Annotated in this window: 14 protein-coding genes; 4 read left to right on the forward strand and 10 right to left on the reverse strand. The window is 55.9% G+C overall.

The genetic code is table 11. From position 1 onward, the window contains the following. Positions 1–6: 6 nt before the first annotated feature. From ugpC to JFT86_RS20410, 10 genes are all read right to left on the reverse strand, one after another. Positions 7–1,110 (reverse strand): sn-glycerol-3-phosphate ABC transporter ATP-binding protein UgpC, encoded by a 1,104-nt coding sequence (gene ugpC, locus JFT86_RS20370; protein WP_201238072.1) that lies wholly within the window; start codon positions 1,108–1,110, stop codon positions 7–9. Positions 1,111–1,242: 132 nt separating this feature from the next. Next, positions 1,243–2,073, reverse strand: a complete 831-nt coding sequence (locus tag JFT86_RS20375; RefSeq protein WP_003225143.1) for a carbohydrate ABC transporter permease — start codon at positions 2,071–2,073, stop codon at positions 1,243–1,245. 8 nt (positions 2,074–2,081) lie between these two features. Then, positions 2,082–3,008, reverse strand: a complete 927-nt coding sequence (locus JFT86_RS20380) for a sugar ABC transporter permease (RefSeq protein ID WP_201238073.1) — start codon at positions 3,006–3,008, stop codon at positions 2,082–2,084. Positions 3,009–3,162: 154 nt separating this feature from the next. After that, positions 3,163–4,473 carry a sugar ABC transporter substrate-binding protein gene (locus JFT86_RS20385; protein ID WP_201238074.1) on the reverse strand — a complete coding sequence of 437 codons (1,311 nt, stop codon included), beginning with the start codon at positions 4,471–4,473 and terminating at the stop codon, positions 3,163–3,165. A 342-nt stretch (positions 4,474–4,815) separates the two neighbouring features. Continuing rightward, positions 4,816–5,721, reverse strand: coding sequence for an AraC family transcriptional regulator (locus tag JFT86_RS20390; RefSeq protein WP_201238075.1), 906 nt, complete (start codon positions 5,719–5,721; stop codon positions 4,816–4,818). Positions 5,722–5,839: 118 nt separating this feature from the next. Further along, complete coding sequence (locus tag JFT86_RS20395) at positions 5,840–6,706, reverse strand: phospholipase (protein ID WP_201238076.1); 867 nt, start codon at positions 6,704–6,706, stop codon at positions 5,840–5,842. 134 nt (positions 6,707–6,840) lie between these two features. After that, positions 6,841–8,133, reverse strand: coding sequence for a glycosyltransferase (locus tag JFT86_RS20400; protein WP_201238077.1), 1,293 nt, complete (start codon positions 8,131–8,133; stop codon positions 6,841–6,843). A 96-nt stretch (positions 8,134–8,229) separates the two neighbouring features. After that, positions 8,230–9,945 carry a hypothetical protein gene (locus tag JFT86_RS29265; RefSeq protein WP_242489499.1) on the reverse strand — a complete coding sequence of 572 codons (1,716 nt, stop codon included), beginning with the start codon at positions 9,943–9,945 and terminating at the stop codon, positions 8,230–8,232. Next, complete coding sequence (locus JFT86_RS29270; RefSeq protein ID WP_242489304.1) at positions 9,946–12,045, reverse strand: hypothetical protein; 2,100 nt, start codon at positions 12,043–12,045, stop codon at positions 9,946–9,948. 175 nt (positions 12,046–12,220) lie between these two features. Next, the gene (locus JFT86_RS20410; protein ID WP_201238628.1) at positions 12,221–12,580 is read right to left on the reverse strand and encodes a response regulator; all 360 of its coding nucleotides are present in this window, start codon (positions 12,578–12,580) and stop codon (positions 12,221–12,223) included. A 265-nt stretch (positions 12,581–12,845) separates the two neighbouring features. Here JFT86_RS20410 and JFT86_RS20415 point away from each other — a divergent pair, with 265 nt between their 5' ends. From JFT86_RS20415 to JFT86_RS20430, 4 genes are read left to right on the forward strand one after another with little or no spacing between them, the layout of a single operon-like run. Continuing rightward, positions 12,846–16,337, forward strand: coding sequence for a response regulator (locus JFT86_RS20415; RefSeq protein WP_201238078.1), 3,492 nt, complete (start codon positions 12,846–12,848; stop codon positions 16,335–16,337). Continuing rightward, positions 16,337–17,170, forward strand: coding sequence for a protein-glutamate O-methyltransferase CheR (locus tag JFT86_RS20420; RefSeq protein ID WP_201238079.1), 834 nt, complete (start codon positions 16,337–16,339; stop codon positions 17,168–17,170). Before JFT86_RS20415 ends, JFT86_RS20420 begins: the two co-directional genes overlap by 1 nt. Further along, entirely contained in the window at positions 17,167–17,760 is a 594-nt protein-coding gene (locus tag JFT86_RS20425) for a chemotaxis protein CheB (RefSeq protein ID WP_201238080.1), read from the forward strand. The genes JFT86_RS20420 and JFT86_RS20425 overlap by 4 nt, the downstream gene beginning before the upstream one ends. Beyond that, complete coding sequence (locus JFT86_RS20430; RefSeq protein WP_201238081.1) at positions 17,754–18,968, forward strand: hybrid sensor histidine kinase/response regulator; 1,215 nt, start codon at positions 17,754–17,756, stop codon at positions 18,966–18,968. Before JFT86_RS20425 ends, JFT86_RS20430 begins: the two co-directional genes overlap by 7 nt. Positions 18,969–18,976: the final 8 nt, after the last annotated feature.

The raw sequence follows: 18,976 nt of genomic DNA on the forward strand, positions 1-18,976 counted from the left end.
GAAAAATCAGGCGGCAGCGCGCAGCGGACGGGTCAGCGCCACACCTTCGGCATCAAATAAATGGCAGTGGGCGGCGTCCAGATACAGATTCAGTTGTTCGCCATAACGACTGGCCAGATCACCGCGCACGCGCATGGTCAGCGCTTCGCCGGCGTTGGTCTTGACGTGGCAGAAGGTATCGCTGCCCAGCCGCTCGCTGACATCGGCGGTGACTTGCAGGGTGCAGTCGCCCGGTTGCGCCAGCTCCAGATGTTCCGGGCGAATGCCCAGCGTCACCACGCTGCCGACACTCAGATGGTTAGCGTTGAATGGCAGGACGATGCGCGTGCCGGCATCCAGCGAGACTTCACAGACCTGAGCGTCGACGCGGGCGATCTTGCCTTTGAGGAAGCCCATTTTCGGCGTGCCAAGGAACCCGGCAACGAACAGGTTGGCGGGGTTGTGATAAAGGTCCAGTGGCGAGCCGACTTGCTCGATCTTGCCGCCATTGAGCACCACGACTTTGTCGGCCATGGTCATCGCTTCGACCTGGTCGTGGGTCACGTAAATCATCGTCGCTTGCAGGTCCTTGTGCAGGCGCAGCAACTCCAGGCGCATTTGCACGCGCAACGCGGCGTCGAGGTTGGACAGTGGTTCGTCGAACAGGAAGATTTTCGGGTTGCGCACGATGGCGCGGCCGATGGCGACACGCTGACGCTGACCACCGGAAAGCTGTTTCGGTTTGCGTTCCAGCATCGGTCCCAGTTCGAGGATGCGCGCCGCTTCGCCGACTTTCTTCTCGACTTCGGCTTTCGGCACGCCGGCCAGATCGAGGGCGAATGACATGTTCTTTTTCACGGTCATGTGCGGGTACAGCGCGTAGGTCTGGAACACCATCGCCAGATCGCGCTTGGCCGGGCTGACTTCGGTGATGTCGCGGCCGTCGAGTTCGATGGTGCCGCCGCTGACTTCTTCCAGGCCGGCGATCAGCCGCAGCAGGGTGGATTTACCGCAGCCGGACGGGCCGACGAAGACCACGAATTCCTTGTCGTTCACTTCCAGGTCAATGCCCTTGATGATGGAAAAACCTTCGAAGCCTTTTTGCAGATTCTTGATTTTCAGGTTGGCCATGATGATGGGCCTCCGCGTTGTTTTTTTAAGATCAAAAGATCGCAGCCTGCGGCAGCTCCTACAGGAGATTTATGCCGATACGACATTCCGTGTAGGAGCTGCCGAAGGCTGCGATCTTTCGCTTTTCAAATTTCATTTCACGGCGCCGAATGACAGGCCGCGCACCAGTTGTTTCTGGCTGATCCAGCCGAAGATCAGGATCGGCGCACACGCGAGGGTCGAGACCGCCGACAACTTGGCCCAGAACAACCCTTCGGGACTTGAATACGAGGCGATCAGCGCAGTCAGCGGCGCGGCTTTCGACGAGGTCAGGTTCAACGACCAGAAGGCTTCGTTCCAGCACAGGATCAGCGACAGCAGCACGGTCGAGGCGAGACCGCCCTTGGCGATGGGCAGCAACACGCGAACCATTTCCTGCCACAGCGTGGCGCCATCGAGGCGGGCAGCTTCGAGGATGTCTTTGGGGATGTCCTTGAAGTAGGTGTAAATCATCCAGACCACGATCGGCAGGTTTATCAGCGTGTAGATCACGATCAGTGCGATGCGCGTGTCGAGCAGGCCGAAACTCTTCGCCAGCAGGTAGATCGGCATCAGCACGCCCACCGGCGGCAGCATCTTGGTCGAGAGCATCCACAACAGCGTGCCTTTGGTGCGCTGGGTTTCGTAGAACGCCATCGAGTAGGCCGCCGGCACCGCGATCAGCAGGCAGAGTGCCGTGGCGCTGAAGGAAATCACCACCGAGTTCCAGGCGAAACTGAAGTAGTCGCTGCGCTCGTTGATGTGCAGGTAGTTCTCCAGCGTCGGCGTGAAGATGAACTGCGGCGGCGTGGCGAAGGCGTCGATTTCGGTTTTGAAACTGGTCATCACCATCCAGAAGATCGGAAAGAAAATCACGATCGCGATGGCCCAGGCCAGGGTGCCGAGCAGCAGGCTTTGCAGCCGGCGGGATTGTTGAAGTGTCATGGCAGGCCTCAGGCTTTGTCAGTCAGGTTTTTGCCGATCATCCGCACCAGAATGATCGCGGCGATGTTGGCGATGACCACGGCAATCAAACCGCCCGCCGAGGCCATGCCGACGTCGAACTGCACCAGCGCCTGGTTGTAGATCAGGTAGGCGAGGTTGGTCGAGGCGTAGCCGGGGCCGCCGTTGGTGGTGGTGAAAATCTCGGCGAACACCGACAGCAGGAAAATCGTTTCAATCATCACCACCACCGCGATTGGCCGGGCCAGATGCGGCAGGGTCAGGTGCCAGAAGATCGCGATCGGCCCTGCGCCATCAAGGCGGGCGGCTTCCTTTTGTTCCTGATCGAGGGACTGCATGGCGGTCATCAGGATGAGGATGGCGAAGGGCAGCCATTGCCACGAAACAATGATGATGATCGACAGCAGCGGGTAGTGCGCCAGCCAGTCCACCGGTTGCGCGCCGAACAGTTTCCAGACGTAGGCGAGGATCCCGGACACCGGGTGGAAGATCAGGTTTTTCCAGATCAGCGCACCGACCGTGGGCATGATGAAAAACGGCGAGATCAACATCACCCGGACGATGCCGCGACCGAGGAACTCACTGGCCTCAAGCAACGCACTGATCAGTACGCCGAACACCACGCTGATCAGCAACACGCTGCCAACCAGCAGCAGCGTGTTGGTGGCGCCCGGCAGGAAGCCCGAGTCGGTCAGAAAGTAAGTGAAGTTCTCCAGCCCGACGAATTCGTTAACACCCGGGTCGAGCAGGTTGTAACGAATCATCGAGAAGTAAATGGTCATGCCCAGCGGCACGATCATCCACAGCAGCAACAGGGCCACTGAAGGGCTGACCAGAAACCAGCCGGGATTGCGTACGCGAACCTTGCGCTGGGGTTGCGACAGGTCGAGGTGGGCTTTGGCAGTTGAAGTATTCATGGTGATCACAACCGAGTCATACAGACCTATGGAGATCTAATGTAGGAGTGAGCCTGCTCGCGATAGCGGTGTATCAGCCACCGGTTGTGTTGGATGGAAAACCGCCATCGCGAGCAGGCTCACTCCTACAAAAGGCAGGAGCGAGCGTTACGGGTTACTTGGGATAACCGGCGCGCTTCATCTCGCGTTCAGTGGTTTGCTGTGCGGCCGCCAGGGCCTGATCCACCGTGGTCTGGCCAATCAGCGCTGCCGAGAACAGTTTGCCAACCTGGGTGCCGACGCCCTGGAACTCAGGAATGGTCACCAGTTGAATACCGATGTACGGCACCGGTTTCAGCGTTGGTTTGCTCGGATCGGCGGCTTTCAGCGACTCCAGCGTGACCTTGGCAAACGGCGCGGCGCTCATGTAGGCGTCGCTGTAGGTCGAGGCGCGAGTGCCCGGTGGTACGTTGGCGATGCCGTCGGTCTTGGCCACCAGTTCGCCGTACTCCTTGGACGTGGCCCAGGCGCTGAACTGTTTTGCTGCATCCTTGGCCTTGGAACTGGTCGGAATCGCCAGTGCCCAGGAATACAGCCACGCCGAGCCCTTGTCGGTGACTTGATGCGGCGCGAAGGTGAAGCCGACGTGATCGGCAACCTTGCTCTGGGTCTTGTCGGTGACGAACGAGCCGGCGACGCTGGCGTCGACCCAGATCGCGCATTTGCCGCTGTTGAACAGCGCCAGGTTTTCGTTGAAACCGTTGCTGGAGGCGCCCGGCGGGCCGGATTTCTTCATGGTGTCGACATAGAAGTTCAGTGCGTTTTTCCACTCGGGGCCATTGAATTCCGGCTGCCATTTCTCATCGAACCAACGCGCGCCATAGGCATTGGCGACGGTGGTGATCAGCGCCATGTTCTCGCCCCAACCGGCCTTGCCGCGCAGGCAGATGCCGTACTGCTCTTTATCCTTGTTGGTGAGTTTTTCGGCGAAACCGGCGATCTGTTCCCAGGTCGGACGTTCCGGCATGGTCAGGCCAGCATCCTTGAACAGGTCGGTGCGGTAATAGGTGATCGAGCTTTCGGCGTAGAACGGCAGGGCATACAGCGAGCCCTTCACCGACAGGCCTTCACGCACCGACGGGAACACGTCGTCGAGGGCGTAACCGGCCGGCAGATCCTTCATCGGTTCGAGCCAACCCTTGGCGCCCCACAGTGCTGCTTCGTACATGCCGATGGTCAACACATCGAACTGGCCGCCCTGAGTGGCGATGTCTGTAGTCAGGCGCTGGCGCAGGACGTTTTCTTCCAGTACCACCCAATTGAGCTTGATGTCCGGGTGCTCGGTCTCGAAGGTTTTCGAGAGTTTTTGCATGCGGATCATGTCGCTGTTGTTGACGGTGGCGATGGTCAGGGTCTGGGCGCCAAGGCTGACGCTGCTGAGGGTCATGCAGGTGAGGGCAAGCAGAGCTTTTGCAGTGGGTTGCATCGTGCACTCCTTTTCTGCACCCAGCGGGTGGCAGAAGGACGGTTATTGTTTTTGTGTCTTCCGAATGCAGGAAGAATGTGCATTGATTACAGCCTTCAATCGATGGTCTGACAAATCATTCGTCGCACTTTGATTGATACTTTTTTGCACTGGGGTTTGCGCGGACAAACGCAGGGAAGGGGTTTTCAGCGGGGAAATGCTATCGAATGCGTACAGGTTTCTAATGCCGACACACCCCCTGTAGGAGTGAGCCTGCTCGCGATAGCGGTGTGACAGTTTGCAGATAGGTTGGCTGACACTCCGCTATCGCGAGCAGGCTCACTCCTACAGGGGAGCTGCGCATCAGCCGAGGTTCTGTTCAGTCAGGCGTTGCACCGCGAGGCGCCGATAATGTGAAGGCGTCATGCCCTTGAGCTGCTGAAACCGCCGATTGAAGTTGGAAATATTGTTGAAACCGGACTCAAAGCACACATCGGTCACCGGTTTATCGCCGTCCGCCAGCAACTCGCAGGATTTGCTGATGCGCAAGCGATTGACGAACTCGATGAAATTGCGCCCGGTGGCCTGTTTGAACACACGGCTGAAATAGGTCGGCGTCATGCCCAGGTGTTCAGCCACTTCTTCCAGCGAAATATCCCGGGCGTAGTGGCTGAAGATGTAATCGACGGCGCGGTTGGTGCGGTCGATATTGTGCTCATCGGCCAGTTGCGGAGTGGTGGCGCCGGACAGCAACTGATAGTCGTCACTGGACGCCAGCAACTCCATCAGAATGAAAAAGTGCCCGAGTCGGGTGATGCCCCGGGTGTCGGCGATTCGCTGCATCAGCGTCATGGCCTGGCGGATTGTCTGTTTGTCGCGAAATTCGATGCCGTACTGCGCCCGTTCCAACAGGGGGGCCAGCGTTTTCAATTCAGCGAATATCTGGTGACCGCTTTCGAACAGCTCGTCCGTGAAGTTGACGAGCATGTCGCGTTTTTCCACCACTTCGTCTTCAGCTACCTGACTGATCCAGTTATGCGGGAGGTTGGGCCCGGTCAGAAACAGCGTTTCCGGGTAGAAGTTGCCGATGTAGTCACCGATGAACACCTTGCCGGAACTGGCGACGATCAGGTGCAGCTCGTATTCCTTGTGGAAATGCCAGCGCACCAGCGGGCAGGGGAAGCCATGCTGGCGGTAGATGATGGACAACCCGTTGTGGTCATCCATCAACTCGTAAGAGGGGTCGGTCACGCGTGCGGTTCGAGTCATGGCTGAGCGCTTTTTTTGTTATCGCTGGCCGATCATGCCTCTTTCTACACCGGCAGTGCCAGCCCGTCTCAGCTTCGCGCGACACCGTATGGAATGCGGTCGTGTGGGGTTCAGCTGATTACCGCTTTCCGGCTGCCCTTTTCAGGTTGGCCATGTGGCAGTAAGCAACGATGTTGCTCTCCTCCATGAAGTCGACATTGATAATGTTGCATTTCATCGCCCAGTCACTGTTTTTCGGATCGAACCAGATATTTAAATGTTCATGAATATCCACAGGGCCTTTGATATGAGTGTAGCTGGTTGCGGACAGCGACCAGAGTGACCACTTACCAGGCGGATACTCCATTACTTCAGAGATATATTTATTCAGATCATCGGCGTCAGCGATGCCGGTGCCAATCCATTTGTGATTTATCTGCCCAAAAAATACTTCGTGTGACAGCTCGCTGTGAGTCGGGGTGGCAAACAATACTCTTTGTGTGGAGCTGATTTTTTTGAGTTGCCCCAATGTAAGGCGTGCGTTATTTGGTGGAATGATTCTGTCGCCGAACAGGTGCTGAACCACGTCGTTGAAATAGCGGAAGTCAAACGTTGGGCCGGACATTTTATGAACATCTACAACAATGAACTCGTCAGGGTTTTCACCGAGAAACTGATTGATGTCGGAAATCAGGTGGCCCAGCGTTCGAGAGTTGGGGTGCTCATTATGATGCATTCGGAATTTGCCCAGTCCCTTTGCAGAAGGCTGGCTCATCAAACGAATATCCAGAGCTCGGGATCCATTGCTCAATTGCGCATAAAACGAGTCATGCTGACAGGCGAGCCAGTGGCGAGGTGGGCCGAAAAAAGGATAGCTGGCTTTCCAGTCGCTGCCGGCATTATGGGTTCCCGGCAGAGTCATTTCATTCAAAGACAGTGCGTCAAATTGGGGGGTGGTCGTCATCCAGTTATGATTGGAGTAGTTGCCTTGATTAATAGCGTTCATGTATGCATCCTGCATTAGTTAAAAGGCGCACAGTGCAAATGTTAGTGCGTTACCTGTAGGATGTTTTAAATCTTAATTATGTTGTTTGCCAAGTCGTGTTTTGATTCCGGATGTAATGGAGAAGTTGTGGTGGCTTATATTTTCTGGTTTTTAGCTTCAATCCACTGCGCCATGTACTGAGTGCTTTTGTGCATATGGTGGCGCAGCATGCTGCCAGTAAAGTTGCTGTTTCTAAGTGCTTTTAAATGCTCTTGGCAATGGCGCAGTTTTTCGATAAGTGTCGGGCCATGCACGGCGTATTGGTAACGCTCCCCGAGCAAAGTGTCTCCTGCCTTCTGTGCCGCTTGCCAAAGCGCCTCATCCTTATAAAGCTGAACGGCATGGTTTGCGAACTCCGTCGCCGTGCGGGTGACAGCTCCGGGCCAGGCCAGATCGCCGTGCATGCCCTCAGCGCCTATCGGTGTGGTGACACTCGGCGTACCGCAGAGCATGGCGTCGACAAGCTTGCCTTTGATGCCGGCACCGAATCGCAACGGTGCCAGGCAAATGCGCGCGTCGGACATGACCTGCAACGCATCTTCTGCCCAGTTCATGACATGAAAACCCTGCGCTGCGTTGTGCAATGCCGTGGCTTTGGGCGGCGTGTAGGCGCCATAAATATGCAGTTGTGCCTGAGGAAGTTGCTGGCGAATCATCGGCCAGACTGTGGACTTCATCCAAAGGACTGCGTCCCAGTTTGGCGCATGGCGGAAGTTACCGATGCTGAGGAAATGCGCCCGCTCCGCAAAGGCTTTTGGGGCATTGGTGGGAGGGGCAATCATCAGCGGGCACCAATGCAGCAACTGGCGCGGCAAGCCGAATTGCTCGACGAGCAGATCGATTTCCACCTCAGAGATCATCAGATTCAAGTCACATCGGTACAGCGCGGCGATTTCCCGTTTGGCCAGGTCGGTATCGGCCATCAGTTCAAACTCTTCGCGCAGTGCCGGGGCAAACAAGGCGCTGAAGTCGTCCTGATCGGGACTGGCCTTGAGACGGTCCTTGAGCCGCTGATGGCGGGCGTGACGCAGGCTCTGCAGATCGGAGGTTTCCAATACCCGCAAGGCGTCGGGGCAGTGTTTCTCGACCCGCCAGCCGAACTGCTCCTCCATCATGAACTGATCGAACAGAACGATATCCGGGGCAAGTTCGCTGATGAACGCGTCGAAACTGCTGTTGTTGAGTTCAATGGATACTTCGCGAATGCCCAGTGCGGTCAGGTCCGCCTTGTGCTCGCCCGGGCCAGCGGGGCTGCTGAAGGTAATGTCCCAGCCCTGCTGCAAGAAAGTTTCGAGGATCTGCATGACATGCCCGCTGGCTGCCGAGGATTGGGGCTCGGGCCAAACGTATCCGATGACCAGGACTTTGGTGGCGACAGGCTGAGACATGAATGGAAATCCTTTGCAGCAGGCGAGGGGAACAAAAAAACGGCCGCAATTAAACCACAGCGGCCGTTGAAGCGGGGTTCAGCCTGCAACAGAACCCTATATCGAGAGACTGATTTTCAGCTTGGAGATCGAATCAGTCGTGTTATGTTTTTCTACCGTTTTTTGTATAACTGTCATGTTCGATAAAAATTTCGCAGGGTCGGTTTGGCTCTGATTCAGCAATGTAACCGCGACCTCATTGCTTTGAGCATTATGAAAAGCGGGGTTATCCTGGACGATCTTCGGCAGACTGTTGCGATTTTGATCAAAACGACTCAGATGAAACGTTTCCTGAATATCATTTGCTCTATGAACAGTGCGAGAGTCAGGTTTGGCCATGTCCGGTTTTCTGGCGAGATCCACCAGGCTGGCGACATCAGTCATGTTGTTTTTTGCTCCTCGCGAGTAGTACAAATCGAGGGTGTCGTTAGTGCCGTGCGACATCTCGTGAATCAAAACGTCTGCGATTCTCGCGTCCGCAAATTTTTCTTTTTTGTAGAAGTGATCAAGATGCTCGGGGTAAATTTTTATAAATTTTTTCACTGAGTTGCTCACCGGAGTTCCATTCTTTTCCGCCGCCAACCATAGTTGATAGTGTTCCGTGTCAATCGATGCCAAAGCATCTGGGCCACGTCGCCGGAAAGACATGTTGGCAACCGAAATGGCATCAAACTCTTCACGTATTTTGCGTAACGACCGAAGGAAGTATTCAACGGCGTCGTCTGAACTTGTTCCGAACAAGTATTTGATAACGCGTCGAGTGTCGGCACCTGGACGTTCCAGAAGTCTGATTGCAACATCCAGTCTGTCCTTGGCAATGGGTAAGGCTTTTCCCACATAGTCTCGAGTGTAGGGGATGGGATTCGGTTTTCTGAAGAAGTTGAATAATGATTCCGGCAACAGTTTAAGGTTTCTCAAGGGGGGACCCCAAGGCTCACCCAAACGGTTCAACGCGTACCATTCATCAGTGTGGCGTATGCCCCACACCTGGAAAACGTCCGTGGCGTTTTGTGCATATTGTCGGGTACCCAGACGAATAATATCCGGATCGACTGCCGTGGTGAGTGCAGTGTAGGGCGTTTTCCCCGACCATTTTCGCGCATCGTAAATGGCGCCTTCGAGGGCTGTCACACTGCTGTGCCAGCCTTTACGTAAAAATTTTCCGCCCTTTACAAGTAGATCGGTTACTCCATCCAGCGGATTGATAACGCTGCTGACCAGGCCACCCCCTATCAAAGCTATTTCGCCGGCCTTCGTGGCAATACTGATGCTCTTGGCGGTCACGCTGGCAATCTTGGCGATGGCTCCGACCACTAACAGGATGGTCATTGCAACTTCCAGAGTGCACGCTACTGCCCCTTGCATTTGCCGATCCAGGTCATCTGAGTTGAGATCTTCGATACAGGATTTGAAAGGCACGACAACGTTGAGGAAGGTATCCAGATCCTTATCCCGTTTTTCTCTGATTGCTTCAAGCCTGGTTTGTCCCCAGCATTCTTTGACCAACTCATCGTAGGTCGCGACAGGTCTGTGCTTGAGTACAAAGTTCGCCAGGCGATCGAATTCTGACGAGTAGAAACTTTGGTAATAACCGTTGACCCTTGCCGGCGATGGAGAAGGCGATAGCTCAGCGAGTTTGTCAATTACACCCGAACTGACACCGGTGAGCCCCGGTGTAACCCCATGGGTATAGCACTCGATATTCATGGGCAACTGTTGCACTTTTGCGGGCGCAGAATAGTTGATCCCAGGACGGCGAGCGGTTGGGTTCAATCATTTTTCTCTTTGAATCAGTGCTCCCAACTCAGTGTTTTCTCGACAGGTGCCATGCAAGGTGAACAATTCATGACACGAAACCTGGCCATCGAACTCGCAATAGATCACGACGCCATAGCGACCCTTGACCTCGTCTATTTCCTTATGACTTTCTGTCGGTTCACGCCCGGTCACCTTCAGTACCGAGTCTAAGGCCATTGCGAGGGGATTGGCGGTGATACCCGTAATCGATTGGAGTTTCGCTACCGAAGGTCTTACGGTGAATAGGGTCACCTTGCCTTTGAGCAGACGAGTCCGCTCTGGCAGCGGCAGCATGGAAAATGCCTGCTTCAAATGTGTGTGCATGGCTTGCGCATGCACGACATAGGCCCGATTGAACTGACGGTGGAACTCTCCGTCGGGAGAAACCAGATTGCGCAACAGGTTGGGGAACGCTTTATAAATACTTTCCCCTTTTTTCAAATCCCAGTCTCCGGTCGCCAGATCGTTGGACATGTGCAGTTCGACAGGCGACAGGCGAAGTGAAGTGTAAGCGTCTTCCAGCGGTCGATTGCGCGATTGATGAAGGACATCGTTTTCAAGATAAGTGCATCCCTTGGCGACCTGCTCAAGGATGTCCAGTGCGACGCTTCTGCGCGTGGGCAGGGGGCGCGTTAATGTTTCAGCGTTTTCGGCAAGTGTCTTAGCATGTCGGGCATAGGCGTCCGTGGCGATCTTCAGTGAGTCAGGGATTGATTTTCTGACGTCCTCAGGCGTGACAATGTTGTTGAGCAGGGCCCAATCAATCAGAGGGTCTACGGCGGCCAAAGCATCGAGTATCTTGCGCGACTCGGTCATCGGCTCCAGTGTCGAAAGTTGCATCAGTTGCGCATAAGTCATCGATCGAGTGGAACCGGGCGATATGATTTCCTGCACCGCCACGATTCGGCAAAACTCTACGCAATGCGGCGTGCCCAGGAGAACAGTGGCAGGCAGATCTTTGACCAGAAACTCCGGTGCAGGCTCCGCCAGCAACAAATGAGCGGCCAATGCCACATTCTTGTTGCTCACCCTGTGATGCTTGATCAGGTGGTTTTCGAAGTCGGTTTGAATCTCGGGGAAGGACTTTTCCAGATGCTCGACAGCATAAAAATCGAAACCGGCAACATGATTTCGCGGCACTTGCTCACCGACTTGCGGATGCAGATCAAGCAGCAACGACGTCAGAATAATCTGCTTGCGCGACGTTTGTGACTGAGGCTGGCCGGCTTGTGCGCCATACCAGCCCAGATCGCGTACATAGGCGTCCGCCCATTGGGCGGCGACGGTGCTCGAAACAAGCTTCTCAATAATCTCCTCGGCTTCGGAGCGTTTGAAGGGCCCATGCCCGCCGAAAATGTTCTCGGACAAATGCTCTAGGAGCGATTGTTTTTTTAGATAACTGGAGATGAGTTTGCGGAACTCACTCCGTTGAGTTGCAGAAAGTGTCGCTGTACTGCCTTCTACAGCCTTGATCATTTCCCAATAGTTGCCCAACTCCGGGCTTGCGGGCGTTTTGGCTTCCATGAATTCCACCAGTCGGGAACCCTCGGCTGCTTTGTGCGGAATCAAATAGCTGTGGAAAACCAGCCATTGCACTAAATCTATCTGGTCTGTGGTGGAGATCTTGCCGCCGGTCAATTCGGCCATTTCAATCAATAGCTGCAGATCATCTTCAAGATCAGGTGCACGTTTGAAGGTGTTTGCAAAATCGACGATTTTGTTGAAGTGTTTCGCGTTTATTTCGCCTTGGGTCGTCACTTCAAAGACTGCGTCTTCGGAAAGTTTCAACGTGGCGATCAATCTTTTGAAGGAGGCGTGTTCTAACAGGCGTTGCAGTAGCTGCCTGCCAGGGAGCAGAGCATCCTCAAGTGAGGACCCCGATTCCAGGGAAAGAGTAGCGCCATCCAGCGTAAGTGTCTCCGCTGGATCAAGGTGCGCCAGGCGCTGTTTGAGTTTATAAATGACTTCTTCTCGCTCACGAATATCACTTTGCGCGTGCTCGCTTTCGAAGTCGGAGTAGGAGATGGGTCTTGATAAGAAACGTTGAGCCGTGTAGTCCAATTTTTTTACGTTCATGAAAAATCCATTTTATGCATTGCGTCTATGTTTGAGCGATCCTCTTTTGTTGTGGATTGTTTATCAATAAGCGTTATGTAAGTGTGTTTTTCAACTGCTTACGAGTTGTTATCTTTGTGGGGGGCATGCGGCGGAGTGCCCCTTCAACTTTGATTGAAGGGGGCTGTTTAATTGCTTACTGAATGATACTTTTCACTTTGTCACGCAATTGGTCTATCGAAAAAGGCTTGCCGATCACATGCATGTCCTTTGGAACTTCGATACTTTCCGCGTAGCCGCTGGCAAACAGGATCGGCAGAGCGGGGCGCAGCTTGCGTGCTTCATCGGCCAGTTGACGGCCATCCATTACCGGCAAACCGACATCGGTCATCATCAGATCAATCTGCTGAGCCGTATCACCGAGAAATTCCAGTGCCTGCTCGCCGCCATCCGCCTCCAGCACTTTGTATTCCAATTCCTCCAGCACATCGACGATCAGCATTCGCACGATGGCATCGTCTTCTACGACAAGGATGGTGGAAAGGGTGGCGGACATAATAAGGCTCTCAAGGGTGGGGGTCGGGCGCGCCGGTCGATCAGAAATGCCGGGCTCTTGCATGAGTAAGTGGCGCATAGCCACAAGTTCCCGGGTCGACACAAAAAAAGATTAGCTGCAAATGGACGAGCAAGGATAACTGTTGGCGTGGCCGGTGACGCAGGCAAATGTAGGAATTTGCTGCCAAAGTCGTCAGAAAAATGGATCCATACTGCGGTTTTGGGGCAAACTCTCGGGTTTTCAACAGTTCGACAAGGCTGCCCCCATGTCCTCTCCGTCTTCGGTTGATGAGCAACGGTTTCGCAAACTCCTGAGTCGCAACGTCAGCCTGCCGTTGGGCGTAGGCGTGCTCAGTGCCGTGTTCTTCGTGTCGCTGATCACGTATCTGCTGTCGGTCATCCAATGGGTCGAGCACACCGACCGGGTGATCAATAACGCCAACGAAGCGGTGAAACTCACGGTCGACCTGGAAACGGGCATGCGCGGGTTTCTGCTCAGTGGCGACGAGCATTTCCTCGATCCGTATGAAACGGCCAAGCCACGAATCAATGTGGCGCTCAATACCTTGCTCGAACTGACTGCCGACAACCCGGTGCAGACGGATCGTCTGCGTCGTTTGCAGGCGTTGCAGGTCGAGTGGGCGACCTATGCGCAATCGATGATCGACCTGCAGCGCAGCAGTGGCGACTACCGTGGCGCGGTGAAGGCCGGGCGCGGCAAGCGCCTGACTGATGAGATCCGCAAGCAGTTCGAAGACGTGATCGATATGGAGCAGCAGTTGCGCACCACGCGCAACGAAGAAGTGCGCCGCACCACGATCTGGAGCATCACCCTTTATCTGTTGTTCGTGGCCGCCATCAGTGCGTTGCTGGCTTATATCGGTCGCCGCGATCTGGTCAACCTGTCTGAAAGCTACGGCGCTACATTGGCGGCGCAGCAGGCCAGTGCCGAACGTCTGGAACGCCAGGCGTGGCTGCGCAACGGCCAGACCCAACTGGCCGAGCAGGTTCTGGGGCAACTCACACTCAATCTGCTGGGACGCAATATTCTGCAATTCTGCGCGCAGTACCTCGGCACTGCGGTGGCGGCGCTTTATGTCCGTGAAGAGCACGGTGGCCTCAAGCGCGTGGCCACGTATGGCTTCTCCCGCGAACAGGAACAACATGAACAATTGATCTACAGCGGTGAAGGCATCGTCGGTCAGGTCGCGCAACAGGCAAAGCTGATACGTCTGGATTCGGTGCCCTCCGATTACTTCAAAGTCAGCTCCGGGCTCGGTGAAGGCTTGCCGCACAGCGTGATGGTGGTGCCGACCAGCGATGACGACCAGATCAACGGCGTGATCGAGCTGGGCTTCTTGCGTCCGCTCAGCGACCGAGATGTCGAGTTGCTGGAACTGATTGCCGGCAACATCGGCACCTCTATCGAAGCCGCGCGCTACCGTCAGCGCTTGCAGGAAGTGCTGGCCGAAACCCAGCAACTCAACGAAGAGTTGCAGGTGCAGCAGGAAGAACTGAAAACCGCCAACGAAGAGCTCGAAGAGCAGTCGCGGATTCTCAAGGAATCCCAGGCGCATCTGGAAACCCAGCAAGTCGAACTGGAGCAGACCAACGAGCAATTGGCTGAGCAGGCGCAGACCCTGGCCGAGCAGCGCGATGCCATGGACCTGAAGAACACCGAGCTGAATCAGGCCCAGGTGCAACTTGAAGAACGCGCCGAAGAGCTGCAGCGTTCGAGCAAGTACAAATCCGAATTCCTCGCCAACATGTCCCACGAACTGCGCACGCCGCTGAACAGTTCGTTGATTCTGGCCAAGTTGCTGGCAGAAAACCCGCAAGACAATCTCAGCGCCGAGCAGGTCAAGTTCGCCGAATCGATCTACTCCGCCGGCAATGATCTGCTTAACCTGATCAATGACATCCTCGACATTTCCAAAGTCGAGGCCGGCAAGCTTGAAGTGATCCCGGAAAACACCAGCGTCGCGCGTCTGGCCGATGGTCTGCGCAGCGTGTTCGAACCGTTGGCGGCCGACAAGCGCCTGACGTTCAGTGTCGATCTGCTACCGGATGCACCGGTGACGCTGTTTACCGACCGCCAGCGTCTGGAGCAGGTGATCAAGAACCTGCTGTCCAACGCGGTGAAGTTCACCGAACAAGGCGCGGTCAGCCTGACCATCAGCGGCCAGCCGAACGAGCGCATTGCTTTCATCGTGCGCGATTCGGGCATCGGTATCGCAGCGGATCAGCAGGAAAGTATTTTCGAAGCTTTCCGTCAGGCCGATGGCACCACTAACCGCAAGTACGGCGGCACCGGTCTGGGCCTGTCGATTTCGCGGGATCTGGCGACGTTGCTGGGCGGTTCGATCAGCGTCAGCAGTGCACCGGGGCAGGGCAGTGTGTTCACCCTGGTATTGCCGCAGCAGTACAGCGAATCCAGCGAAGTCTCGTCGACGCCGCTGACCTTTACCCCGCCCGCACAAACGGCTGTCGCGGCACCTGCGGCGGTGGTTTCGCCGCTCGCGCCGGTACACATTCCGCGTTTTGCCGATGACCGTGACAAGGCGCCGTTTGCCACCCGCTGCATTCTGGTGGTGGAAGACGAACCGAACTTTGCGCACATCCTCTACGATCTGGCCCACGAACTCGGTTATCAGTGCCTGGTCGCGCATGGCGCGGACGAGGGATATGACCTGGCTCGCGAGTTTGTGCCGGACGCGATCCTGCTCGACATGCGTCTGCCGGACCACTCCGGCCTGACGGTGCTGCAACGCCTGAAAGAACACGCCGAAACCCGGCACATTCCGGTGCATGTGATTTCGGTCGAGGATCGGGTTGAAGCGGCGATGCACATGGGCGCCATCGGCTATGCGGTCAAGCCGACCACCCGTGAAGAGCTCAAGGACGTGTTCGCCCGCCTCGAAGCGAAGCTGACGCAGAAGGTCAAACGTGTGTTGTTGGTGGAAGATGACGATTTGCAGCGCGAAAGCATCGCGCGGCTGATCGGCGACGAAGACATCGAAATCACCGCCGTGGGCCTCGCGCAAGACGCGCTGGATCTGCTGCGCACGACGATTTTCGATTGCATGGTCATCGACTTGAAGCTGCCGGACATGCTCGGCAACGAACTGCTCAAGCGCATGTCTACCGAAGACATCTGCTCGTTCCCGCCGGTCATCGTTTACACCGGTCGCAACCTGACCCGCGATGAAGAGGCCGATCTGCGCAAGTACTCGCGCTCGATCATCATCAAGGGTGCGCGCTCGCCGGAACGCCTGCTCGATGAGGTGACACTCTTTTTGCACAAAGTCGAATCGCAGTTGTCCCATGAGCGGCAGAAGATGCTCAAGACTGCGCGTAGTCGCGACAAGGTCTTCGAGGGTCGCAAAGTGCTGCTGGTGGACGACGATGTACGCAACATCTTCGCCCTGACCAGCGCGCTGGAGACCAAAGGTGCAGTCGTGGTGATCGGCCGTAACGGTCGTGAAGCGATTGATAAATTGAATGAAGTCGAGGACATCGACCTGGTGCTGATGGACGTGATGATGCCGGAAATGGATGGTTTCGAAGCCACCATTGAAATCCGCAAGGATCCGCGCTGGCGCAAACTGCCGATCATTGCGGTAACGGCCAAGGCTATGAAGGACGATCAGGAGCGCTGCCTGCAGGCGGGCGCCAACGATTACCTGGCCAAGCCCATCGATCTGGATCGTCTGTTCTCGCTGATTCGCGTGTGGTTACCGAAGATGGAACGTATTTAGTGGAGTGCAGTGATTCCGTGGAACGCAACAGCGAAATCGAATTGCGGCTGTTGATCGAGGCCATCTACCTCAAGTACAGCTACGATTTCCGTGATTACTCGGGCGCTTCGATCAAGCGTCGGGTGCTGCACGCGTTGAACCAGTTCGAGTGCGCGACCATTTCGGCATTGCAGGAAAAGGTCCTGCATGATCCGACCGCGTTCATGCAGTTGCTGCAATTGCTGACGATCCCGGTCAGTGAGATGTTTCGTGATCCGTCGCACTTCCTTGCCATTCGCAAGGAAGTGGTGCCGCTGCTCAGAACCTATCCGTCGATCAAGATCTGGATTGCCGGGTGCAGCACGGGTGAGGAGGTCTATTCGATGGCGATTCTGCTGCGCGAAGAGGGCTTGCTCGATCGCACGATCATTTACGCCACCGACATCAACCCGCGCTCGCTGGACAAGGCCAAGCAGGGGATTTTTTCGATGGAAAACGTCCGTGCCTACACCGCCAACTATCAGCAGGCCGGAGGTCAGCGTTCATTCGCCGACTACTACACTGCTGCGTATGGCTACGCGATTTTCGACAAAAGCCTGTGCGAGAACGTGACGTTCGCCGACCACAGTCTGGCGACCGACAGTGTGTTCTCTGAAACCCAATTGATTTCCTGCCGCAACGTGTTGATCTATTTCAACAAGAAGCTGCAGGACCGGGCTTTCGGGCTGTTTCACGAATCGCTGTGTCACCGTGGTTTTCTGGTGCTTGGCAGTAAAGAGACGCTGGATTTTTCCAGTTACGCCAACCAGTTCGAACCGCTGGTGAAACAGGAACGGATCTACCGCAAATTATGAACGACACGGCTGATTTGCCTCGAATCGAGGCTATTGTGGTCGGCGCTTCGGCAGGTGGCGTTGAGGCGTTGCTGACGTTGCTCGGGCCGCTGCGCAAAGGCTTTGTGTTGCCGATCATCATCGTCCTGCACCTGCCGGAAGAGCGTCGCAGCCAGTTGGCCGAGGTGTTTGCCCGGCGCTTGGCGATGCCGGTGGAAGAGGCCACGGACAAGCAGGACATCGAAGCGGGCACGGTGTATTTCGCCACGCCCGGTTATCACCTCTCAGTGGAGCAGGATCGCAGTCTGTCGTTGAGCCTTGAGGAGCGTTTGCACCATTCCCGACCGTCGATTGACTACTTGTTTGAATCCGCCGCCGACGTCTACGGCCCCGGGTTGGCCGCTGTGCTGCTGACCGGCGCCAATCACGATGGCGCGCGCGGACTGGCCAAGGTCAAACGTCATGGCGGGCTGACCATCGTGCAGGACCCGGCAGACGCCCAGGTCGCCACCATGCCTCAGGCTGCTCTGAACATTCGGCAGCCGGATCATGTCTTACCCATTCACGGCATCGGCCGTCTGCTAGTCGAGCTGGAACGAATCGCATGCTAAGTAATATCCAGGCAAAACTGCTGATCGTCGACGATCTGCCCGAGAACCTGCTGGCTCTCGAAGCGCTGATCAAACGCGAAGACCGCACCGTCTACAAGGCGCTGTCGGCGGACGAAGCACTGTCGCTGCTGCTGCAACACGAATTCGCCATGGCCATTCTCGACGTGCAGATGCCCGGCATGAACGGCTTCGAACTGGCGGAGTTGATGCGCGGCACCGAAAAAACCAAGAACATCCCGATCATTTTCGTCAGCGCTGCCGGCCGTGAACTGAACTATGCGTTCAAGGGCTACGAGAGCGGGGCGGTCGACTTTCTGCACAAACCGCTGGATATCCACGCGGTAAAGAGCAAGGTCAACGTCTTCGTCGATCTGTATCGCCAGAGTAAGGCCATGAAGCAACAGGTCGAAGCGCTGGAGCAGGCCCGCCGCGAGCAGGAAGCGCTTCTGCAACAATTACAAAGCACGCAGGCGGAACTCGAGCAGGCAGTGCGGATGCGCGATGACTTCATGTCAATCGTCGCCCACGAAGTGCGCACGCCGCTCAATGGCCTGATACTCGAAACCCAATTGCGCAAGATGCACCTGGCGCGGGACAACGCTGCCGCTTTCACCCTGGACAAGATGCACGCCATGGTCGATCGCGACGAACGACAGATCAAAAGCCTGATCCGCCTGATCGAAGACATGCTCGATATTTCGCGGATTCGCACCGGCAAGTTGTCGATCCGGCCGAACCGTTTCGATCTGGCGCAGTTGGTGAGCAATCTGTTGCAGAACTTCGCGCAGCAGATTGAAGCTGCGGAAACCACCGTTTCCTTCGAAGCCGAGAGTCCGGTGGAAGGTTGCTGGGATGAATTTCGCATCGAGCAAGTGATTTCCAATCTGTTGACCAACGCCTTGCGGTACGGCGGCAGAAGTCCGGTGCAGGTGCGCGTCTACCGCCAGGGCAATCAGGCGCGGGTCGAGGTGCAGGATCATGGCATCGGCATCAGTGAAGAGAATCAGAAACGCATTTTTCAACAATTCGAACGGGTTTCCGCCAAGACGGTAGTCGCCGGGCTCGGGTTGGGTCTGTTCATTTCCGAGCAGATCGTCGCCGCCCATGGCGGTTCCATCGTCGTCGAGAGTCAAATCAACGAGGGCGCCCTGTTTCGCGTTTGTCTGCCGATCGAGGAAAACGGCAAACCCGACGCAACCTCTGAGTGACCACACGG

Origin of the sequence: Pseudomonas sp. TH06 (assembly GCF_016651305.1) — a bacterium.
Taxonomy (GTDB): domain Bacteria; phylum Pseudomonadota; class Gammaproteobacteria; order Pseudomonadales; family Pseudomonadaceae; genus Aquipseudomonas.